The 19,539-nt window shown below is 71.7% G+C and carries 18 protein-coding genes and 1 pseudogene; 13 read left to right on the top strand and 6 right to left on the bottom strand.

Annotated features, from left to right (window positions below; translation table 11 throughout):
- Positions 1-153: 153 nt before the first annotated feature.
- From EDD30_RS13395 to EDD30_RS13375, 5 genes are all read left to right on the top strand, one after another.
- Complete coding sequence (locus tag EDD30_RS13395) at positions 154-1,914, top strand: EAL domain-containing protein (protein ID WP_084556444.1); 1,761 nt, start codon at positions 154-156, stop codon at positions 1,912-1,914.
- Positions 1,915-1,974: 60 nt separating this feature from the next.
- Entirely contained in the window at positions 1,975-2,364 is a 390-nt protein-coding gene (locus EDD30_RS13390; protein WP_071806000.1) for a cupin domain-containing protein, read from the top strand.
- Between the two features lie 162 nt (positions 2,365-2,526).
- Positions 2,527-2,982 carry a MarR family winged helix-turn-helix transcriptional regulator gene (locus EDD30_RS13385; RefSeq protein ID WP_071805999.1) on the top strand — a complete coding sequence of 152 codons (456 nt, stop codon included), beginning with the start codon at positions 2,527-2,529 and terminating at the stop codon, positions 2,980-2,982.
- 50 nt (positions 2,983-3,032) lie between these two features.
- Positions 3,033-4,118 carry an S-(hydroxymethyl)mycothiol dehydrogenase gene (locus tag EDD30_RS13380; RefSeq protein WP_071806002.1) on the top strand — a complete coding sequence of 362 codons (1,086 nt, stop codon included), beginning with the start codon at positions 3,033-3,035 and terminating at the stop codon, positions 4,116-4,118.
- Positions 4,118-4,717, top strand: a complete 600-nt coding sequence (locus EDD30_RS13375; protein WP_071805998.1) for an MBL fold metallo-hydrolase — start codon at positions 4,118-4,120, stop codon at positions 4,715-4,717. Before EDD30_RS13380 ends, EDD30_RS13375 begins: the two co-directional genes overlap by 1 nt.
- On the opposite strand, the gene EDD30_RS13370 is transcribed toward EDD30_RS13375, so the two are convergent.
- Together EDD30_RS13370 and EDD30_RS13365 are read right to left on the bottom strand one after the other, a co-directional pair.
- On the bottom strand, positions 4,714-5,721 hold the full coding sequence (locus tag EDD30_RS13370; protein WP_071805997.1) for an MGH1-like glycoside hydrolase domain-containing protein: 1,008 nt from the start codon (positions 5,719-5,721) through the stop codon (positions 4,714-4,716). The genes EDD30_RS13375 and EDD30_RS13370 overlap by 4 nt on opposite strands.
- Before the next feature lie 64 nt (positions 5,722-5,785).
- Positions 5,786-6,853: a DNA polymerase ligase N-terminal domain-containing protein gene (locus tag EDD30_RS13365; RefSeq protein WP_071805996.1), complete on the bottom strand. Its 1,068-nt coding sequence runs from the start codon at positions 6,851-6,853 to the stop codon at positions 5,786-5,788.
- Positions 6,854-6,935: 82 nt separating this feature from the next.
- On the opposite strand from EDD30_RS13365, the gene EDD30_RS13360 reads away from it, so the two are divergent.
- Entirely contained in the window at positions 6,936-7,601 is a 666-nt protein-coding gene (locus EDD30_RS13360; RefSeq protein ID WP_123678273.1) for a helix-turn-helix transcriptional regulator, read from the top strand.
- Here EDD30_RS13360 and EDD30_RS13355 read toward each other — a convergent pair.
- Positions 7,594-7,986: a VOC family protein gene (locus EDD30_RS13355; RefSeq protein ID WP_071808545.1), complete on the bottom strand. Its 393-nt coding sequence runs from the start codon at positions 7,984-7,986 to the stop codon at positions 7,594-7,596. The genes EDD30_RS13360 and EDD30_RS13355 overlap by 8 nt on opposite strands.
- A 141-nt stretch (positions 7,987-8,127) precedes the next feature.
- Between EDD30_RS13355 and EDD30_RS13350 the strand changes: the two genes are divergently transcribed.
- From EDD30_RS13350 to EDD30_RS13340, 3 genes are all read left to right on the top strand, one after another.
- Positions 8,128-9,237 (top strand): FAD-dependent monooxygenase, encoded by a 1,110-nt coding sequence (locus tag EDD30_RS13350; protein WP_071808544.1) that lies wholly within the window; start codon positions 8,128-8,130, stop codon positions 9,235-9,237.
- Between the two features lie 124 nt (positions 9,238-9,361).
- A complete protein-coding gene (ctaD, locus tag EDD30_RS13345) occupies positions 9,362-11,110 on the top strand; it encodes an aa3-type cytochrome oxidase subunit I (RefSeq protein WP_071808543.1) in 1,749 nt (582 codons plus the stop codon).
- A 135-nt stretch (positions 11,111-11,245) separates the two neighbouring features.
- Positions 11,246-12,538 carry an MFS transporter gene (locus tag EDD30_RS13340; protein WP_071808542.1) on the top strand — a complete coding sequence of 431 codons (1,293 nt, stop codon included), beginning with the start codon at positions 11,246-11,248 and terminating at the stop codon, positions 12,536-12,538.
- A 16-nt stretch (positions 12,539-12,554) separates the two neighbouring features.
- On the opposite strand, the gene EDD30_RS13335 is transcribed toward EDD30_RS13340, so the two are convergent.
- From EDD30_RS13335 to EDD30_RS40600, 3 genes are read right to left on the bottom strand one after another with little or no spacing between them, the layout of a single operon-like run.
- The gene (locus EDD30_RS13335; RefSeq protein ID WP_071808541.1) at positions 12,555-13,139 is read right to left on the bottom strand and encodes an isochorismatase family protein; all 585 of its coding nucleotides are present in this window, start codon (positions 13,137-13,139) and stop codon (positions 12,555-12,557) included.
- 25 nt (positions 13,140-13,164) lie between these two features.
- On the bottom strand, positions 13,165-14,454 hold the full coding sequence (locus EDD30_RS13330) for a nicotinate phosphoribosyltransferase (protein WP_280526146.1): 1,290 nt from the start codon (positions 14,452-14,454) through the stop codon (positions 13,165-13,167).
- Between the two features lie 9 nt (positions 14,455-14,463).
- Complete coding sequence (locus EDD30_RS40600; RefSeq protein ID WP_244945235.1) at positions 14,464-17,238, bottom strand: helix-turn-helix transcriptional regulator; 2,775 nt, start codon at positions 17,236-17,238, stop codon at positions 14,464-14,466.
- 442 nt (positions 17,239-17,680) lie between these two features.
- Here EDD30_RS40600 and clpS point away from each other — a divergent pair, with 442 nt between their 5' ends.
- The 4 genes and pseudogenes from clpS (at position 17,681) to EDD30_RS13295 (ending at position 19,534) form a co-directional block, all read left to right on the top strand.
- Positions 17,681-17,971, top strand: coding sequence for an ATP-dependent Clp protease adapter ClpS (gene clpS / locus EDD30_RS13310; protein WP_071808540.1), 291 nt, complete (start codon positions 17,681-17,683; stop codon positions 17,969-17,971).
- 40 nt (positions 17,972-18,011) lie between these two features.
- Positions 18,012-18,518 carry a DUF2017 domain-containing protein gene (locus EDD30_RS13305; RefSeq protein ID WP_071808539.1) on the top strand — a complete coding sequence of 169 codons (507 nt, stop codon included), beginning with the start codon at positions 18,012-18,014 and terminating at the stop codon, positions 18,516-18,518.
- 132 nt (positions 18,519-18,650) lie between these two features.
- Positions 18,651-19,153 (top strand): annotated as a pseudogene (locus EDD30_RS13300) (M67 family metallopeptidase).
- 66 nt (positions 19,154-19,219) lie between these two features.
- Positions 19,220-19,534, top strand: a complete 315-nt coding sequence (locus EDD30_RS13295; protein WP_071808538.1) for a MoaD/ThiS family protein — start codon at positions 19,220-19,222, stop codon at positions 19,532-19,534.
- Positions 19,535-19,539: the final 5 nt, after the last annotated feature.

Here is a 19,539-nt window from a genome sequence, read left to right as displayed (position 1 = left end):
TCGGAATCACCGTCTGATCGGTCGAGAACTGCCTGTTCATTGTTTTGTTGGCCGAGCTGCGAAAACATTGACGCGATCGTCCCCTGTTACATGGAGCGGTGACGGGTCGTAATAGGTCAGGGATATCGAATCAGGGAGAGGGGGCGGGGACGCATGACGGCACCAGACGAACGCTTCCCGCGTCCTCGTGCGCTGCGCGGCCGGCTCTCCCGCCGTCCCCGGCTCAGCCCGAACGCCGGGCCCCGTCCGCCGTACCTGCCGGAGTCGCGCAGCCCGGCGGACGAAGAGGCCTGTTTCACCTATCTGGCGGAGGGCGACCGCATCGTGTGGTCGGACGGCCTCGCCGTGCTGCTCGGCCGCCCGCCGAGGGAGAACGAGGTCAGCCGCCAGCTCCTCGCCCGGCACGTGCACCGCGACGACCGGGCCAAGGCCCTCGGCGCCATCACCCGCGCCTGGACGGCGCGCGAGCCGGTGCGGATCACCCTGCGGCTGATGCACGCCGACGGCGGCTGGTTCGACGTGGACTGCCGCCTGGAGGCCGTCGCCGGCCCCGATGGCACGGTCAGAGGTGTCAAGGGTGCGTTGCGTGATGTCTCCGCCCGTGAGCGGGCCCGTCGCGAGGTCGCCCGGTTGTCCCGCCGGGGGGAGACCGTTCAGGCATCCATCGTCGACCCCGACCCCGCGACCGGCCTGCACACTCGGGCGCGCTTCGCCGACGAGATCGACCGGGCGCAGCGCAGCGGCGGGGGAGCACTGCTCATCGTCCGGGTCGAACCGGACCGGACGGACGGCGTACGGTTCGACCTCAACGCCGACCTGCTGCACCGGGCCGCGCGGGTCCTCGAGGGGCTCGTCCGGCCGGACTGTCTGCTGGGCCGCGTCGGGCCCAACGAGGTCGGCGTCCTCCTGCCGGGAGCGTCCTGGGTCATGGCCCGGCGGCAGGCCGACCTCTTCGTCGAGGCGCTGCGGTCGCAGCCGTTCGTGCTGCCCGACGCGTGGGTGCACGCCCGCGCCTGGGGCGGTCTCGTCCGGTTCCGGCCCGGCGGCGACGCGGGCAGCCACGAGCTGCTCATCGACGCCGAGCACGCCTGGCGGCAGGCGCGCGAGGCGGACCGCCCGCTGACGCTGGTCGCCGACCCGGTGCCGGTGAAGGACCGCCAGGGCTCCTACCGCAACCGGGTGGCCGACGCGCTGGGCACCGACCGTTTCACCCTCTTCGCCCAGCCCATCCTCGAGCTGCAGACCAACCTGGTGCTGCGCCACGAGCTGCTGCTGCGGGTGCTGGACGAGCACGGCGAGCCGCAGTCGCCGATCCACGTGCTCGACACCGCCGAGCGCCTCGACGCGGTCTACGACATCGACCTATGGGTGGTCGAGCGCGCGATGGAGGTCGCGGCCTCGCTGCCCGCGCACTCCTTCCAGATCAACCTCTCCGGGCGTACGGTCGGAGACCCGCGCCTGACCGCCGAGGTCGAGACGCTGATCGACCGGTACGGGGTGAACCCGGAGCAACTGACCTTCGAGATCACCGAGACGGCGCTGATCGGCAACCTGAGCGAGGCCCGCCACTTCGCCGACCGCATCCGGGACCTGGGCTGCCAGCTCGCGCTCGACGACTTCGGCTCGGGATACGCCTCGTTCCGCTACCTGCGGCTGTTCCCCATCGACCTGGTGAAGATCGACGGCGAGTACGTGCGGAACCTGGTGCACAACCCGCAGGACCAGGTGCTGGTGCGGGCGCTGGTGCAGGTCTGCCAGGCGTACGGTATCCACACCGTCGCGGAGTTCGTGCAGGACGAGGCGACGATGCGGATGTTGTGCGAGTTCGGGGTGGATTTCGTGCAGGGCTATCTGATCGGGCGGCCTGAGCCGCTGTCGGCGCTGGGACCGGCTCCCCGCCTGCGCCGCTCCTGACCCCGCGCCGGGCGCGCCCACCACGATTGCGGCGCGACGGTTGCGGGTATCGCCCCTGGCATGGAGCACTACACGATCGCCACCGTTGCCGAGAAGAGCCCGGACTTCCGCCGCGTGCTCTGGACGGGTAAGCACACCCAGCTCGTCATCATGACGATCCCGCCCGGCGGCGAGATCGGCGAGGAGGTCCACGAGGTGGACCAGATTCTCACGTTCGTGAGCGGCACCGGCGAGGCCCGGGTGAGCGGCAAGAACCGCAAGGTCAACCAGGGGGACCTGGTCGTGGTGCCGGCCGGTCACACGCACAACTTCGTCAACGAGGGCCCGAACCCGATGGTGCTCTACACGGTCTACGGGCCGCCGGAGCACGCCGACGGGGCGGTGCACAAGACCAAGGAACAGGCGGACGCGATGGAAGAGGCCGGAAAGGACGAGCCCCCGCAGTCCTGACCGTTCGCGCCAGGAGGCGCCGGGACCGGGTGAGGCCCCCCAGCCAGCCCGATCCCGGCGCCGCGCCGGAACGATACCCTGAGCGATCAAGGGCTTCGATCAACGTTCTGGCTGCTGAGACACCCGGCGTTCGGGCGCGGGCAGGTCCACTAACCTGCAGCCATGGATGAGCCGCGGTGGTTGACGGACGAGCAGCAGCGGACGTGGCGTGCGTTCGTCGAGGTGCTCGTCAAGGTTCCGGCCGCGCTCGAGGGCCAGCTCCAGCGGGACGCGGGCCTGACCCACATGGGATACCTCGTTCTCGCCACACTGTCCGAGCAACCGGATCGCCGCCTGCCCATGAGCCACCTCGCCCGCAAGGCGAGCGCCTCGCTGTCCCGCCTCTCGCACGTGGCGGCCCGGCTCGAGGCGCGGGGCTGGATCCGCCGCGAACGCGATCCCGAGGACGGCCGCGTCCAGATCGCCGTGCTGACCGGCGCGGGCTTCCGCAAGGTCGAGGAGACGGCGCCCGGGCACGTGGAGGCCGTCCAGCAGCTCGTCTTCGACCGGCTGACCGCGGCCCAGGCCGGCCAGCTCGGCAAGCTCTGCGAAGCTCTCCTGCGGTCCCCGGCGAGCTGAACCTCGCTCGATGCTTCGCGCCCAGCCCGCGCGGTGGCAAGGTGGTCGGCATGAGCCAGCGAGTCAACGGAGTCATCGCCCGGGCCAAGGGTGCACCCGTCGAGGTCACCACCGTCGTCGTGCCCGATCCCGGCCCCGGCGAGGCGGTCGTGAGGATCCAGGCCTGCGGGGTGTGCCACACCGACCTGCACTACCGCGAGGGCGGCATCAACGACGACTTTCCCTTCCTGCTCGGCCACGAGGCCGCGGGCACCGTGGAGTCGGTCGGGGCCGGGGTCACCGACGTCGCTCCGGGCGACTTCGTCGTGCTGAACTGGCGGGCGGTCTGCGGCGACTGCCGCGCCTGCCGCAGGGGCAAGCCGTGGTACTGCTTCGAGACGCACAACGCGGCGCAGAAGATGACGCTGGAGGACGGCACCGTGCTGTCTCCCGCGCTGGGCATCGGCGCGTTCGTCGAGAAGACGCTGGTCCATGCCGGTCAGTGCACCAAGGTCGATCCGGCCGCCCGGCCCGCCGCCGTCGGCCTGCTCGGCTGCGGCGTCATGGCGGGCATCGGCGCCGCGATCAACACCGGGGGCGTCACCCGCGGCGACTCCGTGGCGGTCATCGGCTGCGGCGGTGTCGGCGACGGCGCGGTCGCCGGTGCGGCGCTGGCCGGCGCCACCACCATCATCGCGGTCGACACCGACGACCAGAAGCTCGAGTGGGCCCGGGCGTTCGGCGCGACCCACACGATCAACGCGCGGGACGCGGATGTGGTCGAGGCCGTCCGGGAGCTCACCGGCGGCCACGGCGCCGACGTGGTCGTCGAGGCGGTCGGCCGGCCGGAGACGTACCGGCAGGCGTTCTACGCGCGCGACCTGGCCGGCACCGTGGTCCTGGTCGGGGTGCCGACCCCGGAGATGACCGTCGAGCTGCCGCTGCTCGACGTCTTCGGCCGCGGCGGTGCCCTCAAGAGCAGTTGGTACGGTGACTGCCTGCCCACCCGCGACTTCCCCCTGCTGACCGAGCTATACCGGCAGGGCCGGCTGGACCTCGACGCGTTCGTGACGGAGGAGATCCGCCTCGACCAAGTCGAGGAGGCGTTCGCCAAGATGCACGCCGGCGGGGTGCTGCGCTCGGTGGTGATCTTCTGATGGGTGCCCGCGTCGATCACACGGCGACCAGCGGCACGTTCTCCCTCGACGGGGAGACGTTCGACGTGGACAACAACGTGTGGGTGATCGGCGACGACGCCACCTGCGTAGTCGTGGACGCACCGCACTCCGTACCCGAGATCCTGCGGGTGGTGGACGGCCGCGAGGTCGCCGCCATCGTCCTCACCCACGCGCATGACGACCATGTCCGGGTCGCTCCGGAGCTTGCCGCCGCGACGGGTGCGCCGCTGCTGCTGCACCCCGCGGAGGAGGTGCTGTGGAAGCTGACGCATCCGGGCCTGCCGATGCCGGCGCCGCTGAGCGACGGCCAGGAGATCGAGGCGGCCGGGACGACCCTGCGGGTGCTGCACACACCGGGCCACAGCCCGGGCGCCGTCTGCCTGTACGCACCCGAGCTGGGCTGCGTCTTCACCGGCGACACCCTGTTCCAGGGCGGTCCGGGGGCGACCGGGCGCTCCCACAGCGACCGGCCCACTATCGAGCGGTCGATCCGGGACCGGCTGCTGCCCCTGCCGCCGGAGACCGTGGTGCACACGGGGCACGGCCCGGACACGACGATCGGGGCGGAGCGGTTCTAGGCCGCCCGCGCGTACGCGGGAACGGAACGGTCGGTGAGCAGATCGAGGGAGAGCGCGGCGGCCGGGACGGAGGCCGGGGCGCCGACGCCCTCGCCGGTGGACGGATGGAACGACTCGTGGAGTCCGCCGCGGTGCACCAGCCGGATCATCGCCGTACGCAGCTCCTCCGCGGCGCCGAGGTAGCCGTGCACCAGCATGCCGCGCCGCAGCAGCCAGGTGACGTCGATCCGGATCGTCTCAGCGCCCGGCGGGGAGCCGGCCTGCGCCATGATCGCCTCGACCTGCTCCCGCGGCAGATCCGGCAGCAGCAGCGGCATCAGGCCGTCGACGCCCGATGCGGGTCTCAGGACGCCGGTGCGCGCGTCCCGGCAGTGGAAGCTGCGGGTCCGACCGTCGTAGAGCCGCGTGGCGACGGCGTCGGTGATCTTCCGGGCGCGCCGGCGGTGTTCCGTCGGGTCCGCGCCCACGACCGCGGCGAGGTGCACGAGGGCCAGCTCCGCGGCGGCCAGGATCGCGTTGAAGGCCGGGCACTCGACCGCGAAGCCGGGCCGGGGCGCCGGGTCCGCGTTCCACGCCGGGCTGTCGCCGAGCCCCGACTCCCACGGGTGCACGATGCTCGCCAGCCCGGCGCCGCCCGCGTCGCGTCCGCGGGTCAGGAACTCCTGCTGCGCCACCAGCCGCGGGTAGAGCCACGCGAGCTCGGCGCCGGCCTCGTACGCGCACACCGCGCCGTGTGAGGCCGCCCGCCGGTAGACCTCCCAGGCGGCGATCGCCTGCAACGGCGGCCGGACGAGCCCGGCGCCGTTGTGCGCCAGGCGGCCGTCGGGCCACTGCCCCTCGAACAGATGACGCAGGTCACGCCACGCCCGGGTGGGATTCACGTACGCGAGCCCCACGGCGGTGACCGCGACGTCCCAGCTCGTCGGAGGTGCCGAGAGGCTGCGACCGAGGACGGCGACGGCGGAGTTCCAGAGATCGGCGGATTCCGGCAGCGAGTGACTCATGGTGACCGACCCTTCCGCCGAGGAAACCTCATGATCGGGTGGCGGGGGCCTCACTGAAGGAAAATCAGGTCCCGATCGTCAGCCACATGCGGCTGCGGCGGCCCGGCAGATAGGGCGAGTCGAGGCGCTTCGCGACGATCCCGTCCAGGCCCTGGGCCCGGGCCGCGTCCCGGGCGAACTCGCCACCGCCGCTGAAGTAGGGCGGCGTCTGCCAGTGGTCGCCGGCGAGGTCGAGTCCATCCAGGAGCTCGCGGCGCTCGCCGTAGCGGACGAGCTCCACGGTGGAGTGGCCTTCCAGCCACAAAAGGTCGTACACCAGGAAGTGCACCGGCGTGCGCTCGGCGGCCCGGCGTGCGGCCGCGGAGTCGCGCGGTGCCTTGCGCCGGGCGAGCAGCTCCGGCGAGACGGCCGGGCCGTCGAAGGCCACGATCTCTCCGTCGAGGACGGCCTCCAGCGGCGCGATCGCCTCCCCGAGCGGGCGCAGCTCCGGATACCAGGAGGTCACCTCGGTGCCCTCCGCGTCGGTGAGCCGCACCCGGCCGCCGGAGACGTACGCGATGGTGCGGCGGCCGGTCCAGCTCAGCTCGTAGCCCCAGTCGTGGTCGTCCGGGGGCAGGCCGGGGGCCGGGGTCGCGAGCATGGGTGCCATGGCGTCGGGCATGCTCTCCCAGCCGGGTTCCGGCGGGTCCATCCGCCGGACCATCCAGTCCCGGCCGCCGGTCTGGAAGAAGACGTACCGGCCGTGGGTGCGGTCGCCGTGGAATGTGACGCCTATCTCGTCGTCGCGCCACTTGTCCGTCTCGTAGGTGCCGTGGTCGTGGATGGTCATCCGGCCGCCGCCGTACTCGCCGGCCGGGATCTCGCCGTGGAAAGCGAGGTATTCCAGCGGGTGGTCCTCGGTGTGTTTGGCCAGGTGGTTGCGGGCGCGGTCGCGGGGCAACCCGCGCGGGACGGCGAACGACACCAGCACGCCGTCGCGTTCCAGGCGGACGTCCCAGTGCAGGCTGCGGGCGTGGTGCTGCTGGATGACGAACCTGTTCCGGCCGGTCGGGCGGGGCCGCACCCGGGGCACCGGCTCCGGCGTGCGGCGCGCATCCCTCTTGCGCCGGTACTCGTCCAGACGGTCGGCCATGTGCCGATTGTCCGCCGGGACTACACCGTTGTCATTCCGAGCGGGCCGCGGAACTGTCGTACCCCCGTGCCAGGGTCGCCTCATGTACGCCGAATGGGCCTCGAGCCTGCCGCACGTCGTCGCCTGGCGCAGCACGGTGCCGCCGGGCAGCACGATCCAGCGGATTCTGCCTGACGGCTGCCTCGACGTGATCTGGCAGGACGGCGACGTCTTCGTGGCGGGCCCTGACACGACCGCGCAGCTCGCCGCGGCGCCGCCCGGCAGCACGCTGGTCGCGTTGCGGTTCGCCGACGGCGTCGGCGCCGCGGTGCTCGGGGTGCCCGCCGACGAGCTCACCGACCGCCGGGTGCCCCTGGCGGACATGGTGACGCCGGCCCGGGTGCGCCCGCTGGCCGAGGCCGGCGACCCGCTCGCGGCGCTGGAGGACTTCGCCCGGCGCCGATGGCGGACCCCGGACCGGACGATGGTCGCGGTCGCCGCGGGAGCGCGCGCCGGCGTGCCGGTCGGCGCGATCGCCGACTCCTGCGGCCTCAGCTCCCGGCAGCTCCAACGACGATGCCGGGCCGCCTTCGGGTACGGGCCCAAGACGCTCGCCCGGATCCTGCGGCTGCAGACGGCGGTGGGGCTGGCCCGGCGTGGCCGTCCGTTCGCCGACGTGTCGGTGACGGCGGGCTACGCCGACCAGGCCCACCTCGCGCGCGACGTGAAGGCCCTGTCCGGGGTGCCGCTGAGCGAGCTGGTCACGTGAGGGGTGCGAAGAGGTCCACGCCGTTGCCGTCGGGGTCGAGCACGACGGCGTAGCGCTGGCCCCAGGGTGCGTCCCACGGTGCCAGATGGGATTCGTGGCCGGCCTCGACCAGGGCGGCGTGCGTACGGTCCACGTCGGCCGGACCGGCGCAGGCGAAGGCGAGGCTGATCCGTCCGGCGCCGGGAACGACGGAGAAGTCCGGATCGAACGACCGGATGGTCTCATGGGTGTCCCACATGACCTTGACGCCACCGGGCAGGGTGGCTTCCACGTGCGGCGCGTCCTCGGCACCGGCCGGAATGTCGAGGCCGAGCCGGCGATAGAACGCGAGTGACTTTCCCATGTCGGCCACCGCTAGGCCGATCGCAGCAAAGGTAGGTGCCATGAGCGATACGCTACGAGCACGCTGGAGTGTTCGTCTTGAACAAATCGGACGCCGCGATGATCGTGGGTTTCAAGCGTCAGTGGCGCCGGGTAGTGTCTTGGCTCCGACGCGTATCCACCACCCCTCGGAGGCGTTGCTGCGATGACCTTGCGCATCCTGGTCGTGGGCGCTGGTGTCAGTGGTCTCGCCGCCGCCAGGGGGCTGCGGATCGCCGGCTTCCGTCCCGACGTGGTGGAGGAACTTCCCGCCACGATGAGCCCCGGCGCCGGCATCTTCCTGCCAGGCAACGCGTCGCGCGCCATGCGCCTGCTGGGCCTCGACGCGCCGCTGCGGCCCCTCGGCGACCTGATCTTCCGCCAGGTCTTCCTGGACAGCGCCGGTGGCGAGCTCTTCGAGCTGGATGTCGCCGCGCTCTGGGCCGGAGTGGGGGAGTCACGCGCGTTGTCCCGCGCCGACCTGCAGCAGGTGCTGCTCACCGGCGTCGGCGGGGCGGTGCGCTACGACACCGCTGTGCGTGACCTGGCCATCATCGACGGCGCTGCCAAGGTCGAGTTCGGCGACGGCAGCGTCGCGGAGTACGACCTGGTGGTCGGCGCCGACGGGCGGCGCTCCACGATCCGCGAAAAGGCCGGCCTCGGCGGCGCCGCGGTGCCGACCGGGCAGATCGTCTACCGCAGCGTGGTCAGCGGCGGGCCCGTGCTCAGCGACTGGACGGCGTTCCTCGGCGACCGTTGCCAGTTCGTGGCCATGCCGATGGGCGGCCGGCGGCTGTATTGCTACGCCGACGAGACGGCCGAGCCCGGGATGCCCAATCCGCCGGATCCTCGCGCACGGCTGCGCGAGCTGTTCGGCGACTTCGGCGGATGCGTGCCGGCGATCCTCGACGCCGTGGAGAAGGTGCAGGTCGCCCGCACCGACGAGGTGGCGATCGACGCCTGGACCGCCGGGCCGGTGCTGCTGGTCGGTGACGCCGCTCACGCCACCGCGCCGAGCCTCGCCCAGGGTGCGGCGATGGCCCTGGAGGACGCCGTCGTCCTCGGCGAGGTGCTCAGCGCCGCCGGTGGCGACGTTTCCGCAGCCCTGCGGGCATATGAAGGACGCCGGCGGGACCGTTGTGACCTGGTCCGCGAGCAGACCCACGAGCGGGACCGGACCCGGGACGAGATCCCGGTCGAGCGCGACCCTATGCTGCGCAGGCGGGGCCAGCAGATCTTCACCGGTCACTACCGGCCGCTCGTGGAGCCGTTCTGAGACGTGGATGGTCGTTGGTCACCCCGTGCTCGCCGAAGGTCGGCGGGGGACTATTCTGCCTGCGGAGTACGCCTTTGATCTCAGGCGTACGCAGTGGGACGAAACGAGACACCGGAGGACATCCGTGACGACCGTTGCGCCTAAGCCGATCGTGACCCGGCCATGGCCGGTCAGGCAGCAGGTCAAGGGCTCGGCCCTCGCGCGGATCCTGCGGACGACGGACGCGAAGCAGATCGGGATCATGTACATGATCACCGCCTTCGTGTTCTACATCCTGGGCGGGTTCATGGCCCTGCTCATGCGCACCGAGCTGGCCCGGCCGGGCATGCAGGTCCTGTCGCCCGAGCAGTACAACCAGATGTTCACGATGCACGGCACGATCATGCTGCTGTTCTTCGCGACGCCGATCGTGTTCGCCTTCGCGAACTTCGTGGTGCCGATCCAGATCGGCGCCCCCGACGTGTCGTTCCCGCGGCTCAACGCCTTCGCCTACTGGCTGTACCTGTTCGGCGGCACGATCACCATCAGCGGGTTCCTCACCCCCGGTGGCGCCGCCGACTTCGGCTGGTTCGCGTACACGCCGCTCAGCGACGACCTGCACTCGCCGGGCGTCGGCGGCAACATGTGGGTGGTCGGCCTGGCGCTGTCCGGCCTGGGCACCATCCTGGGTGGCGTCAACATCATCACGACGATCATCACGCTGCGGGCGCCGGGCATGACCATGTTCCGGATGCCGATCATGACGTGGAACATCCTGGTCACCAGCCTTCTGGTGATCATGGTCTTCCCGTTCCTGGCCGCCGCGCTGTTCGCGCTGGCCGCCGACCGGGTGCTGGGCGCCCATGTGTTCGACATCTCCACCGGCGGCCCGATGCTGTGGCAGCACCTCTTCTGGTTCTTCGGCCACCCCGAGGTGTACATCATCGCGCTGCCGTTCTTCGGCATCATCACCGAGGTCATCCCGGTCTTCAGCCGCAAGCCGGTCTTCGGCTACAAGGGTCTGGTCGGCGCGACCCTGCTGATCGCGGCCCTGTCGATGAGCGTGTGGGCGCACCACATGTTCGTCACCGGCCAGGTGCTGCTGCCGTTCTTCAGCTTCCTGAGCTTCCTGATCGCGGTACCGACCGGCATGAAGTTCTTCGTCTGGATCGGCACGATGTGGCGCGGCCAGATCAGCTTCGAGTCGCCGATGCTGTTCGCGATCGGCTTCCTGGTCACGTTCCTGTTCGGTGGCCTCTCCGGCGTGCTGCTCGCCGCCCCGCCGATCGACTTCCACGTGTCGGACTCGTACTTCGTCATCGCGCACTTCCACTACGTGCTCTTCGGCACGATCGTGTTCGCGGTGTTCTCCGGCATCTACTTCTGGTTCCCGAAGATGTTCGGCCGGATGCTCGACGACCGGCTCGGAAAGATCCACTTCTGGCTGACGTTCCTGGGCTTCCACGCCACGTTCCTGGTGCAGCACTGGCTCGGCGCCGAGGGCTTCCCGCGCCGCTACGCCGACTACCAGCCCGACGACGGCTTCACCACGCTGAACATGATCTCGACCATCGGCGCGTTCGTGCTCGGCGCCTCGACCCTGCCGTTCATCTACAACGTCTGGAAGTCGTACAAGGTCGGCCAGCTCGTCACGGTGGACGACCCGTGGGGCGCGGGCAACTCTCTCGAGTGGGCGACGTCCTGTCCGCCGCCGCTGCGTAACTTCGACCGCATGCCGCGGATCCGCTCGGAGCGCCCGGCGTTCGACGCCAAGTACCCCGAGCTCGCCGCGGGCGAATCCCTCGCCGGCCCGCCGGAGGGCGGCGCCCGGCCGCTGACCGGCGAGTCCGACGGCGGTGCGACCTACCAGGAAGACCTGAGCGACCACAAGTAGGCACTGACACCAGAAGCCCGCCCCGGCAATCGGCCGGGGCGGGCTTCTTCGTGCCGGGGCCGGGGTGAGCTCCGTCAAATCCGTTGGGAATGTCGTACCCCTGGCGGACACTGTCGGGCGGAGGTTAGGACCGTAATGACACTCACGCCTTACCGGGAGACGCTCGCCCTGCGCGGTATCCCGTCGTTGCTCATCGTGGCGACCCTCGCCCGGATACCCATCACCGCAGGGACGGTCGTGCTCACGCTGCACGTCACCCAGGATCTCCACCTCGGGTACGGCGCCGCCGGCTTGGTCGGCGCCGCCTTCACCATCGGTGGCTCGCTGGGCGCTCCCGTCCTGGGGCGGATCACCGACCGCAAGGGGCTGCGGCCCGTGCTGGTGCTCACCACCGCCGCCGAGGTGACGTTCTGGACCGCGGCGCAGTCCCTGCCGTACTGGGCTCTGCTCGTCGCCGCCCTGATCGGCGGGTTCCTGACGCTCCCCGCGTTCTCGGTGGCCCGGCAGTCGATCGCCGCGCTGGCCCCGGAGTCCCATCGGCTGCCCGCCTTCGCGCTCGACTCGATCACCACCGAGCTGTCGTTCATGGCCGGGCCCGCCCTGGGCGTCCTGATCTCCACGACCGCGGGGGCGCGTGTCGCGATGTTCACCGTCGGCGCCGGCATCCTGGCCTCCGGCATCGGCCTCTACCTGCTCAACCCGCCGATCCGGGGCGAGGACGAGGCGCCGATCTCGGCCGGCGAGCGGGTCCCTCGCAGCGCCTGGCTGCGACCCCGCCTGATCGCGGTGCTGGCCACCAGCAGCGCCGCCACCCTGGTGCTCAGCGGCACGGACGTCGCGGTGGTGGCCGTGCTCCAGCACTCCGGCGAGGTCGAGTGGACCGGGGCGGTACTCGCCATGTGGGCCGCCTACTCGTTGCTGGGCGGCTTCGCGTACGGAACGGTCAAGCGAGGCCTGTCGCCGTTGCTGCTGCTGGCCCCGATGGCCCTGCTCACGATCCCCGTGGGCCTGGGCGGCAGTCACTGGTGGCTGCTCGGGTTCCTCCTGCTGCCCGCGGGCGCTCTGTGCGCCCCGACGATTACCGCCACGGCGGACGCGGTGAGCCGGCTGACCCCCGCCGCCGCCCGCGGCGAGGCGATGGGCTGGCACAACTCGTCTCTGACGGTGGGTGTCGCGCTGGGCGCACCGCTGGCGGGCATGGTGATGGACGCGACGTCGCCGGCCTGGGGATTCGCGGCGGTCGGTGGCGTGGGGCTCGCGGTGGCGTTGCTGGTGCTCCCGGCGGAACTCCGCCGCCGCGGCGCCGAGCCCGAGGAAGCCGCCGAAGGCGTCCCGGCGCGGACCGGAGAGGGCGTCTGGGATCGCGGCGAGGCCGGCCCCGCGGTCGAGTTCCCGAGGCAGGACGACACGCCGGTCCCCACCCGCTGAGCCGGGCGGGCCGGGCTCAGGGTGCGGTGATGACGATCGGGTCGCCCGACGTCCTCACCGCGGCCTCCTCGAACTGCGCCAGCGCCGCCGCCGTGGTCGCCGGTGCGACGCCGGCCGTCAGGTCCAGCAGCACCGTGGTGCCGAAGCCCGCCTCCTTGGCGTCCAGCGCCGTCGCCCGCACGCAGTGGTCGGTCGCGATGCCCACCACGTCGACCTCGGTCACGTCGCGGTCCTGCAGCCACTCCGCCAGGCCCTCGCCGGTGTCGGTGTGGCCCTCGAAGCCGGAGTACGCCGCCGCGCGCTCGCCCTTGTGGAAGACCGCCTCCACCCGGTCCGTGGCCAACGCCGGATGGAACTCCGAGCCGGGCGTGCCCACCACGCAGTGCACCGGCCACGAGTCCACGAAGTCGGGGTGCGAGCTGAAGTGCGCACCCGGGTCGACGTGGTAGTCCTTCGTCGCCACCACGTGGTCCCAGCGGCCCTCGGCGCCGGCGAGCGCCGAGGAGATGGCGGCTGCCACGCCGGCGCCGCCCTGGACGGCCAGCGAGCCGCCCTCGCAGAAGTCGTTCTGGACGTCGACGATGATCAGAGCGCGAGGCATGGTTCCTCCGGGATGCTTCGGCCGGTCAGGTGGTGGGGACGACCGTGACGGGGACGGCCGGGTCTCCGGCCGAGAGCTTGAGCCCCTCCCACGGGATCGAGATCAGGCACTGCCGCAGATGCTCGCGCGACTCCGCCAGCGTCGACGCCTCGGCCACCTCGCCGCCGACCACGAAGGAGCGCTGCAGCAGCCGGTCGTTCGGCTGGTGATCGGGCACGCCCTGGGAGACGACGATCTCCTCGGTGGCCGTGCCGGTGGGCTTGTGGCGGCGGATCGCCGTCTTGCGGCCGCCGACCGTCGCCTTGTTCTCCGAGCGCTTCACCACCGCCCGGCCCTCCACCTCGACCAGCTTGTAGACCAGCCCGGCCGTGGGTGCCCCGGAGCCGGTGACCACCGCCGTGCCCGCGCCGTACATGTCGACCGGCTCCGCGGCCAGGGTCGCGATCGCGTACTCGTCCATGTCGCCCGAGACGATGATCTTCGTTTCGGTGGCCCCGAGGGTGTCGAGCAGTTCGCGGGAGTGCTGGGCCAGGACCGACAGGTCGCCCGAGTCGATGCGGATCGCCCGCAGGTCCGGGCCTGCCACCGCGATGGCGTTGCGGATGCCCTGCGCGATGTCGTACGTGTCCACCAGCAGCGTCGTGTTCTTGCCCAGCGCCGCCACCTGCGAGGCGAACGCGGCCGGTTCGTCGTCGTGGAGCAGGGTGAAGGCGTGCGCGGACGTACCCGTGGTCGGAATGCCGTAGCGCCCGCCCGCCGCGAGATTCGACGTGGAGGCAAAACCCGCGAGGTAGGCCGCGCGGGCCGCGGCCACGGCGGCCTCTTCGTGCGTACGCCGGGAGCCCATCTCGATGATCGGCCGGCCTCGCGCGGCGGTGACCATCCGGGCGGCCGCCGAGGCGATGGCGCAGTCGTGGTTGAGCACCGACAGGATCAGCGTCTCCAGCACCACGCACTCCGCGAACCCGCCGGACACGGTGAGGATCGGGGAGCCGGGGAAGAAGAGCTCGCCCTCGGCGTACCCGTCGATGTCGCCCGTGAACCGATAGTCCGCGAGCCAGGATGCCGTGGCCTCGTCGACGATGCCCGCCTTCCGCAGGAAGGTCACGTCCTCGTCGGTGAAGCGGAAGTCGCGGACCAGCTCCATCAGCCGTCCCTGGCCGGCGGCCACGCCGTAGCGGCGCCCGCTGGGCAGTCTGCGGGCGAACACCTCGAAGACGCTGCGGCGATGCGCCGTCCCGTCCCTGAGGGCCGCACTCACCATGGTCAGCTCGTACTGATCGGTCAGCAACGCGGGAGAGAATGCGGCAGTCACGCCCCTACCCTATTGCGGCAGCAATCGCAGTGCGGGCGCCAGCTCGTTGCGGCCGCTCACTCCGAGCTTGGTGTAGACGCGCTGTAGGTGGTTCTCCACGGTGCGTGGCGACAGGAAGAGCCGGTCGGCGATTTCGCGGCTGCGGACCCCACCCGCGGCCAGCTCCGCGACCTGGCGTTCACGGACGGTCAGCGCCGGCTGGACCGCCAGCAGGGCGGGGGTCCGGAGGGTCTCGCAGCGGGCCAGCAGATCGGCGAGCAGGGTGCTGGCGCCCAGTGCCCGCGGATCCCGATCGGTGCGGAAGATCTGAACCGCGCGGGCGGCCGCCTCAGCCGCGAACACCTGATAGCCGAGTACGGAGAACTCCCGGGCCACCGCGAGGTGCGCCTCGCCCTCCGTGCCGGCGCACGCGTGGCGCACCAGCAGCGGGGTCGCCCGCCCGCCGACGGACGCGGCCAGCTCGGCCATCCGGGCGGCGGCGAGCTCGGGGCTGCCCAGCCGGACGAGGTCGTAGAGCACCAGCAACTCCACCGCGCGGAAACCCGCCGTGCGTAGGCGGGCGGCGACGTCGAGCAGCAGGCGTACGGCCGTCGCCGGATCTCCCGCGCAGGCGTGGGTCCAGGCTCGGGCCTGCTGCCGCCAGGCGTAGTAGAGGCCGGTGGCGTGGCCGGCCCCCGAGTCCGCAATCTCCAGCGACGACCGGGCCAGGGCGTGATCGCCGCGTTGCGCCGCGATGAGGGCCCGGGCGAAGTGGGCGCAGCCGTCGTAGACGCGGGTCATGGCGAGCGCGGCACAGGCCTGCTCCACCGCCCGCAGCGCCTCGTCGGTGCGGCCCGCCAGCCATGCGGCCCGGCACTCCAGCAGCGACACCCAGCCCGAACCGAAGCCGAAGCCGCCGATCTGGGCGAGGGTGGCGAACTCCGCGGTGACGATCCGGTCGATCGCCGGCAGGTCCAGCGAGACGCTCGCCAGCGTGCCCTCGCACATCTGCAGCGCGTACTGCAGGGCCGGGATGTCCCGCCGCCAGGCCGCGCTGTCGGCACCGGCGGTCGTGAGCAGCTCGCACGCGCCGTCGGGGTCGCCGGCGAGCGCCGCCAGGAAGGCGAGTACGCACCGCGCCAGCCCGCGGGCGGAATCGCTCGCCGCCGGGTTGCCGAGGACGCCGACCGCGAGCTCCCGGGCCCGGGAAGCCTGGTCGCACTGGAGGCGGATGAAGGACTCGACGGCGGTGATGCGCGCCGCGTCGGCCGGGTCGGCGTGCCGGGCGGCGGCGAGCGCGTCGGCGGCCTCGGGCCTGCCCAGGCCGAAGAACTCCACCGTCGCGCGGGCGGTGGCCCACCGGGCGCCGTCCTCCGGCGACGCGTCCAGGACCGCCAGGGCTTCCTCGGGCTCGTCCGCGAAGAGCAGCGCCGTGGCCAGCAGCTCGACGGCCGGGCCTGGTCCGCGGGCGCCGGGCTTGTGGATCGCGCGCTTGTGGATGGTGGCGGTCTCGCGGGTGGCGGGGCTGTGGGTGGCGGTTTCGTGGGTGGCGGGGCTGTACGTGGCGGTTTTGCGGGTGGCGGGGCTGTGGGTGGCGGTTTCGTGGGTGGCGGGGCTGTGGGTGGTGGCGTCGTGGGTGGCGGGGCTATGGGTGGTGGCGTCGTGGGCGGCGGACGCCAGGCGGCAGGCCAGGCCGATGTCGAAGCGGGCGAAGGCCTGGGACGCCGCGTCGAGCAGCAGCGCGCCGTTCTGGGCCGTGCCGGAGTCGAGCCGCCAGACCGCGACCCGCAGCAGATCGTCGCGGCGCCGGGCACCGACGGCTTCCACCAGGTCGGCGAGGGTGGCCAACAGCCGCCGGGCGCGGGTGACCGGGCACCGGCGGCGCACGACCTCGCCGTAGAGCGGGTGCGCCAGGCTCACGTCGCGCCGGCGTTCGTCGCGGGTCACCCGGATCAGCCCGCGCTCCTCGGCGGCCTCGACGTCGGCCGGGTCGGCGGCGCGCAGCAGCAGCGGCAGGCCGATCGGCTCGCCGAAGGAGGTGAGCTCCAGGACGTCGCGGACCCCGGCCGTCAGGCTGCCGACCCGGGCGTCGACCAGCTCTGCCAGGCTCGGCGCCAGCATGAGGCGGCCGGTCCAGCGCCAGAAACCGTACGCCGGGAGCAGCTCCCCGCCGCGGACCGCGGCCATGACCAGCTCGCGCAGCAGCAGCGGATTGCCGCCACCCAGCCGGCCGAGCCGTTGTGCGGACCCCGCCTCGACCGGGCCGCCGGTCAGGGCGGTGAGCAGCGCCTGGGACTCGTCGGTGTGCAGCGGTGCCAGCTCGGCGTGGCCGACGAGACCCTCGGTCCACAGTGCGGAGATCGGCGGCGGGACCGGCTCGGAGGTCCGCAGGGTGGCGAGCAGCGTCGCGCCCTCGCGGACGAGCAGGTGCGCCAGCGCCGCCGAGGGCGGATCGAGCAGGTGGGCGTCGTCGACGGCGAGCACGATCGGGCAGTCACCGGCGGCGGTGTGCAGGGCCTCGGCGGCCCACCGCAGCAGCCCGGCGGGGGAGAGGCCGGCGGGCGGGTCCGGCGGCAGGATCTGGGCGAGACCACCGAAGGGCAGTCCGGAACTCGCGATGGTGGCCGAGGCGGAGAACACCGCCCACTTGTCCGTCGGAAGGCCGGTGACCGCCTCGCGCAGCAACCGGCTCTTCCCGATGCCGGCAACCCCACTGAGGATCAGGCCCCGCTCGGACTCGCTGGTCGCGACGCTGCGGAGGCGGGCCAACTCGTCGGCGCGACCGACGAATTCCCAGTGCTCCACGGGCTCAGCATATCGAGATCCATCATCTTCGCGGCCCCCCAGGGTCCCGTGCCCGGAATGAGTATGTGCGGGTAAAACGGTGAGTAATCCGACATCTGTCCCGAGGCGTTCCGGCCGTTTACGGTTCGGCGGTGCCGGCGCGACGTGCCCGGGCCGTGCCTGGCGGGGCGGGCCCGGGCACCTGCACCGGGCCGCGTAACCGGCCTGGTTGCCCGTGGCCGGCCTGGTTGCCCGCGGGCGCTCGGGTGCCTGCCCTTCCGTGCCGGGCGATCGTCGTCCGCGCCGGGCGATTTCCGCGCCGTCGGGCCCTGGACCTGCTGCTTCCCACCCCCTACCGGTCGCTGCCGCGGTCCGGCCCGGCGGGGGCGGAACACGAGATCCGGGCCGCGTCATCCCTCGGCGGCTGGACCCGTTCCCCGGGCGGCGTGGCACGATGGGGGGCATGGCGTTGCCTCAGGTCGCTCCCGTCGAGACGCCGCAGATCGAGGAGGTGCCGGCTGATGACCGGCCGTGGGTGACCATCGTCTGGGACGATCCGGTCAATCTGATGTCGTACGTGACCTGGGTGTTCCAGAAGCTCTTCGGCTACAGCCACGAGAAGGCCGAGAAGCTCATGATGGACGTCCACAACAAGGGCAAGGCGGTCGTGTCGAGCGGCGCGCGGGAGCGCATGGAGATGGACGCCTCCCAGCTTCATGGATACGGTCTGTGGGCGACGGTGGACCGCGCGTGACGTTCGCGCTTGGGATCGATGCTAGGCGGGTGATCGGCTGATGTTCCGGCGCAACGGCAACCAGTGTGTGGCCACCTTCGCCGTGGATGAGGTGCGGGTGCTGCGCAAGGTGGCCGGCGAGGTGGTCGGCCTGCTGATGGACGGTTTCGACCACACCGATCCCGTCGTCTCGCGGCTCTTCCCCGACATCTACCCCGACCGTCCCGACGACTCCGCCGAGTTTCGCCTCTATACCGAGGGGGACCTCAAGACGGGCAAGATCGACCAGGCGGGTGCGATCCTGGCGGCGCTGCCGGACGACGGCCCCGGCGAGGTGCGCCTGGACGGCGAGGAGGCCGAGGCCTGGCTGCGCGCCATCAACGACGCCCGGCTGGCCATGGCGACCCGGCTCGACATCCAGTCCGACACCGACCTCGGCGAGGAGCTCGACGAGGCCGTGATCCACGATCCCGGGTCCAGCCGGGTCTTCCAGCTTTCCGTGTACGCGTACCTGGGCTATCTCCAGGAGTCGCTGCTCAACGCCCTCCCGGAGATCGAGCAGGCGTAGCGCGTGACCACTGCCACGCTCACGTCACGCGCTCCAGGAGCCGCTGCTCAACGCTCTCCGGAGATCGAGTAGGCGTAGCGCGTGACCACTGCCACGCTCACGTCTCGCGCGCGTCGCGGTAATGTGAACGGCGTGCTGACCATCGACAGCGCGATCATCGAAGCGATCGTCGCCCACGCCCGCCGGGACCACCCCGACGAGGCCTGCGGCGTGGTCGCCGGCCCGATCGGCAGCGACCTGCCGACGCGGCTCATCGCCATGGACAACGCGGCGCGTTCGATGACGTTCTACGAGTTCGACTCGATGGAGCAGTTGCGGGTGTGGCGCGAGATGGACGACAACGACGAGGAACCGGTCGTCATCTACCACTCGCACACCGCGACCGAGGCATATCCGTCCCGCACGGACATCTCGTTCGCCGGTGAGCCGGGTGCCCACTACCTGCTCGTCTCGACCCGTGAAACGGATTCCGAGGAGATCCGCTCGTTCCGTATCGTGGACGGTGTGGTGACCGAGGAAAAGGTCAACATCGTGGATGCGACGGTGGACGCGTGAGGAAGAGTGCGGACGGTCTCGCCGTCCAGTCGTACATGTTCGGGCAGAGCCCTGCGTCGGTTTATTACGAGTGTCGCTGAGCGACGACTCCCGACCTGCCCTGAACGTCTCTCGACATCCTCTTTCTTGCTAGGAGCATCACTGCCATGGCTATCGAAGTTCGCGTTCCGACCATTCTGCGCACCTACACCGGCGGCTCGAAGGTCGTCGAGGGCTCCGGTGACACCCTGTCCCGGCTGATCGACGACCTGGACGCCAAGCACTCCGGCATCAAGGGGCGGCTCATCACCCCCGAGGGCGGCCTGCACCGCTTCGTCAACATCTACGTCAACGACGAGGACGTCCGCTTCCTCGGCGCGCTGGACGCCCAGGTCAGCGACGGCGACTCCGTGACGATCCTGCCGGCGGTGGCCGGCGGTGCGCTCGGCTTCGTCGCAGCCGCCGCCCTGCTCGGTAGGTAACCGCC

The sequence above is a fragment of the Couchioplanes caeruleus genome (assembly GCF_003751945.1).
Classification (GTDB): domain Bacteria; phylum Actinomycetota; class Actinomycetes; order Mycobacteriales; family Micromonosporaceae; genus Actinoplanes; species Actinoplanes caeruleus.
The sequence above is the reverse complement of the archived record's forward strand: the minus strand, read 5'-3'. Positions and strand labels throughout refer to the sequence as shown.

Excerpts from the sequence above, each read along its gene's own strand:
- EDD30_RS13385 (WP_071805999.1), top strand. The coding sequence starts at position 2,527 with ATGGATGAGCCGCGGTGGTTGACGGACGAGCAGCAGCGGACGTGGCGT.
- EDD30_RS13375 (WP_071805998.1), top strand. The coding sequence starts at position 4,118 with ATGGGTGCCCGCGTCGATCACACGGCGACCAGCGGCACGTTCTCCCTC.
- EDD30_RS13380 (WP_071806002.1), top strand. The coding sequence starts at position 3,033 with ATGAGCCAGCGAGTCAACGGAGTCATCGCCCGGGCCAAGGGTGCACCC.
- clpS (WP_071808540.1), top strand. The coding sequence starts at position 17,681 with ATGGCGTTGCCTCAGGTCGCTCCCGTCGAGACGCCGCAGATCGAGGAG.
- EDD30_RS13365 (WP_071805996.1), bottom strand. The coding sequence starts at position 6,853 with ATGGCCGACCGTCTGGACGAGTACCGGCGCAAGAGGGATGCGCGCCGC.
- EDD30_RS13340 (WP_071808542.1), top strand. The coding sequence starts at position 11,246 with ATGACACTCACGCCTTACCGGGAGACGCTCGCCCTGCGCGGTATCCCG.
- EDD30_RS13350 (WP_071808544.1), top strand. The coding sequence starts at position 8,128 with ATGACCTTGCGCATCCTGGTCGTGGGCGCTGGTGTCAGTGGTCTCGCC.
- EDD30_RS13355 (WP_071808545.1), bottom strand. The coding sequence starts at position 7,986 with ATGGCACCTACCTTTGCTGCGATCGGCCTAGCGGTGGCCGACATGGGA.
- EDD30_RS13295 (WP_071808538.1), top strand. The coding sequence starts at position 19,220 with ATGGCTATCGAAGTTCGCGTTCCGACCATTCTGCGCACCTACACCGGC.
- EDD30_RS13390 (WP_071806000.1), top strand. The coding sequence starts at position 1,975 with ATGGAGCACTACACGATCGCCACCGTTGCCGAGAAGAGCCCGGACTTC.
- EDD30_RS13370 (WP_071805997.1), bottom strand. The coding sequence starts at position 5,721 with ATGAGTCACTCGCTGCCGGAATCCGCCGATCTCTGGAACTCCGCCGTC.
- EDD30_RS13360 (WP_123678273.1), top strand. The coding sequence starts at position 6,936 with ATGTACGCCGAATGGGCCTCGAGCCTGCCGCACGTCGTCGCCTGGCGC.
- EDD30_RS13335 (WP_071808541.1), bottom strand. The coding sequence starts at position 13,139 with ATGCCTCGCGCTCTGATCATCGTCGACGTCCAGAACGACTTCTGCGAG.
- EDD30_RS13395 (WP_084556444.1), top strand. The coding sequence starts at position 154 with ATGACGGCACCAGACGAACGCTTCCCGCGTCCTCGTGCGCTGCGCGGC.
- EDD30_RS13305 (WP_071808539.1), top strand. The coding sequence starts at position 18,012 with ATGTTCCGGCGCAACGGCAACCAGTGTGTGGCCACCTTCGCCGTGGAT.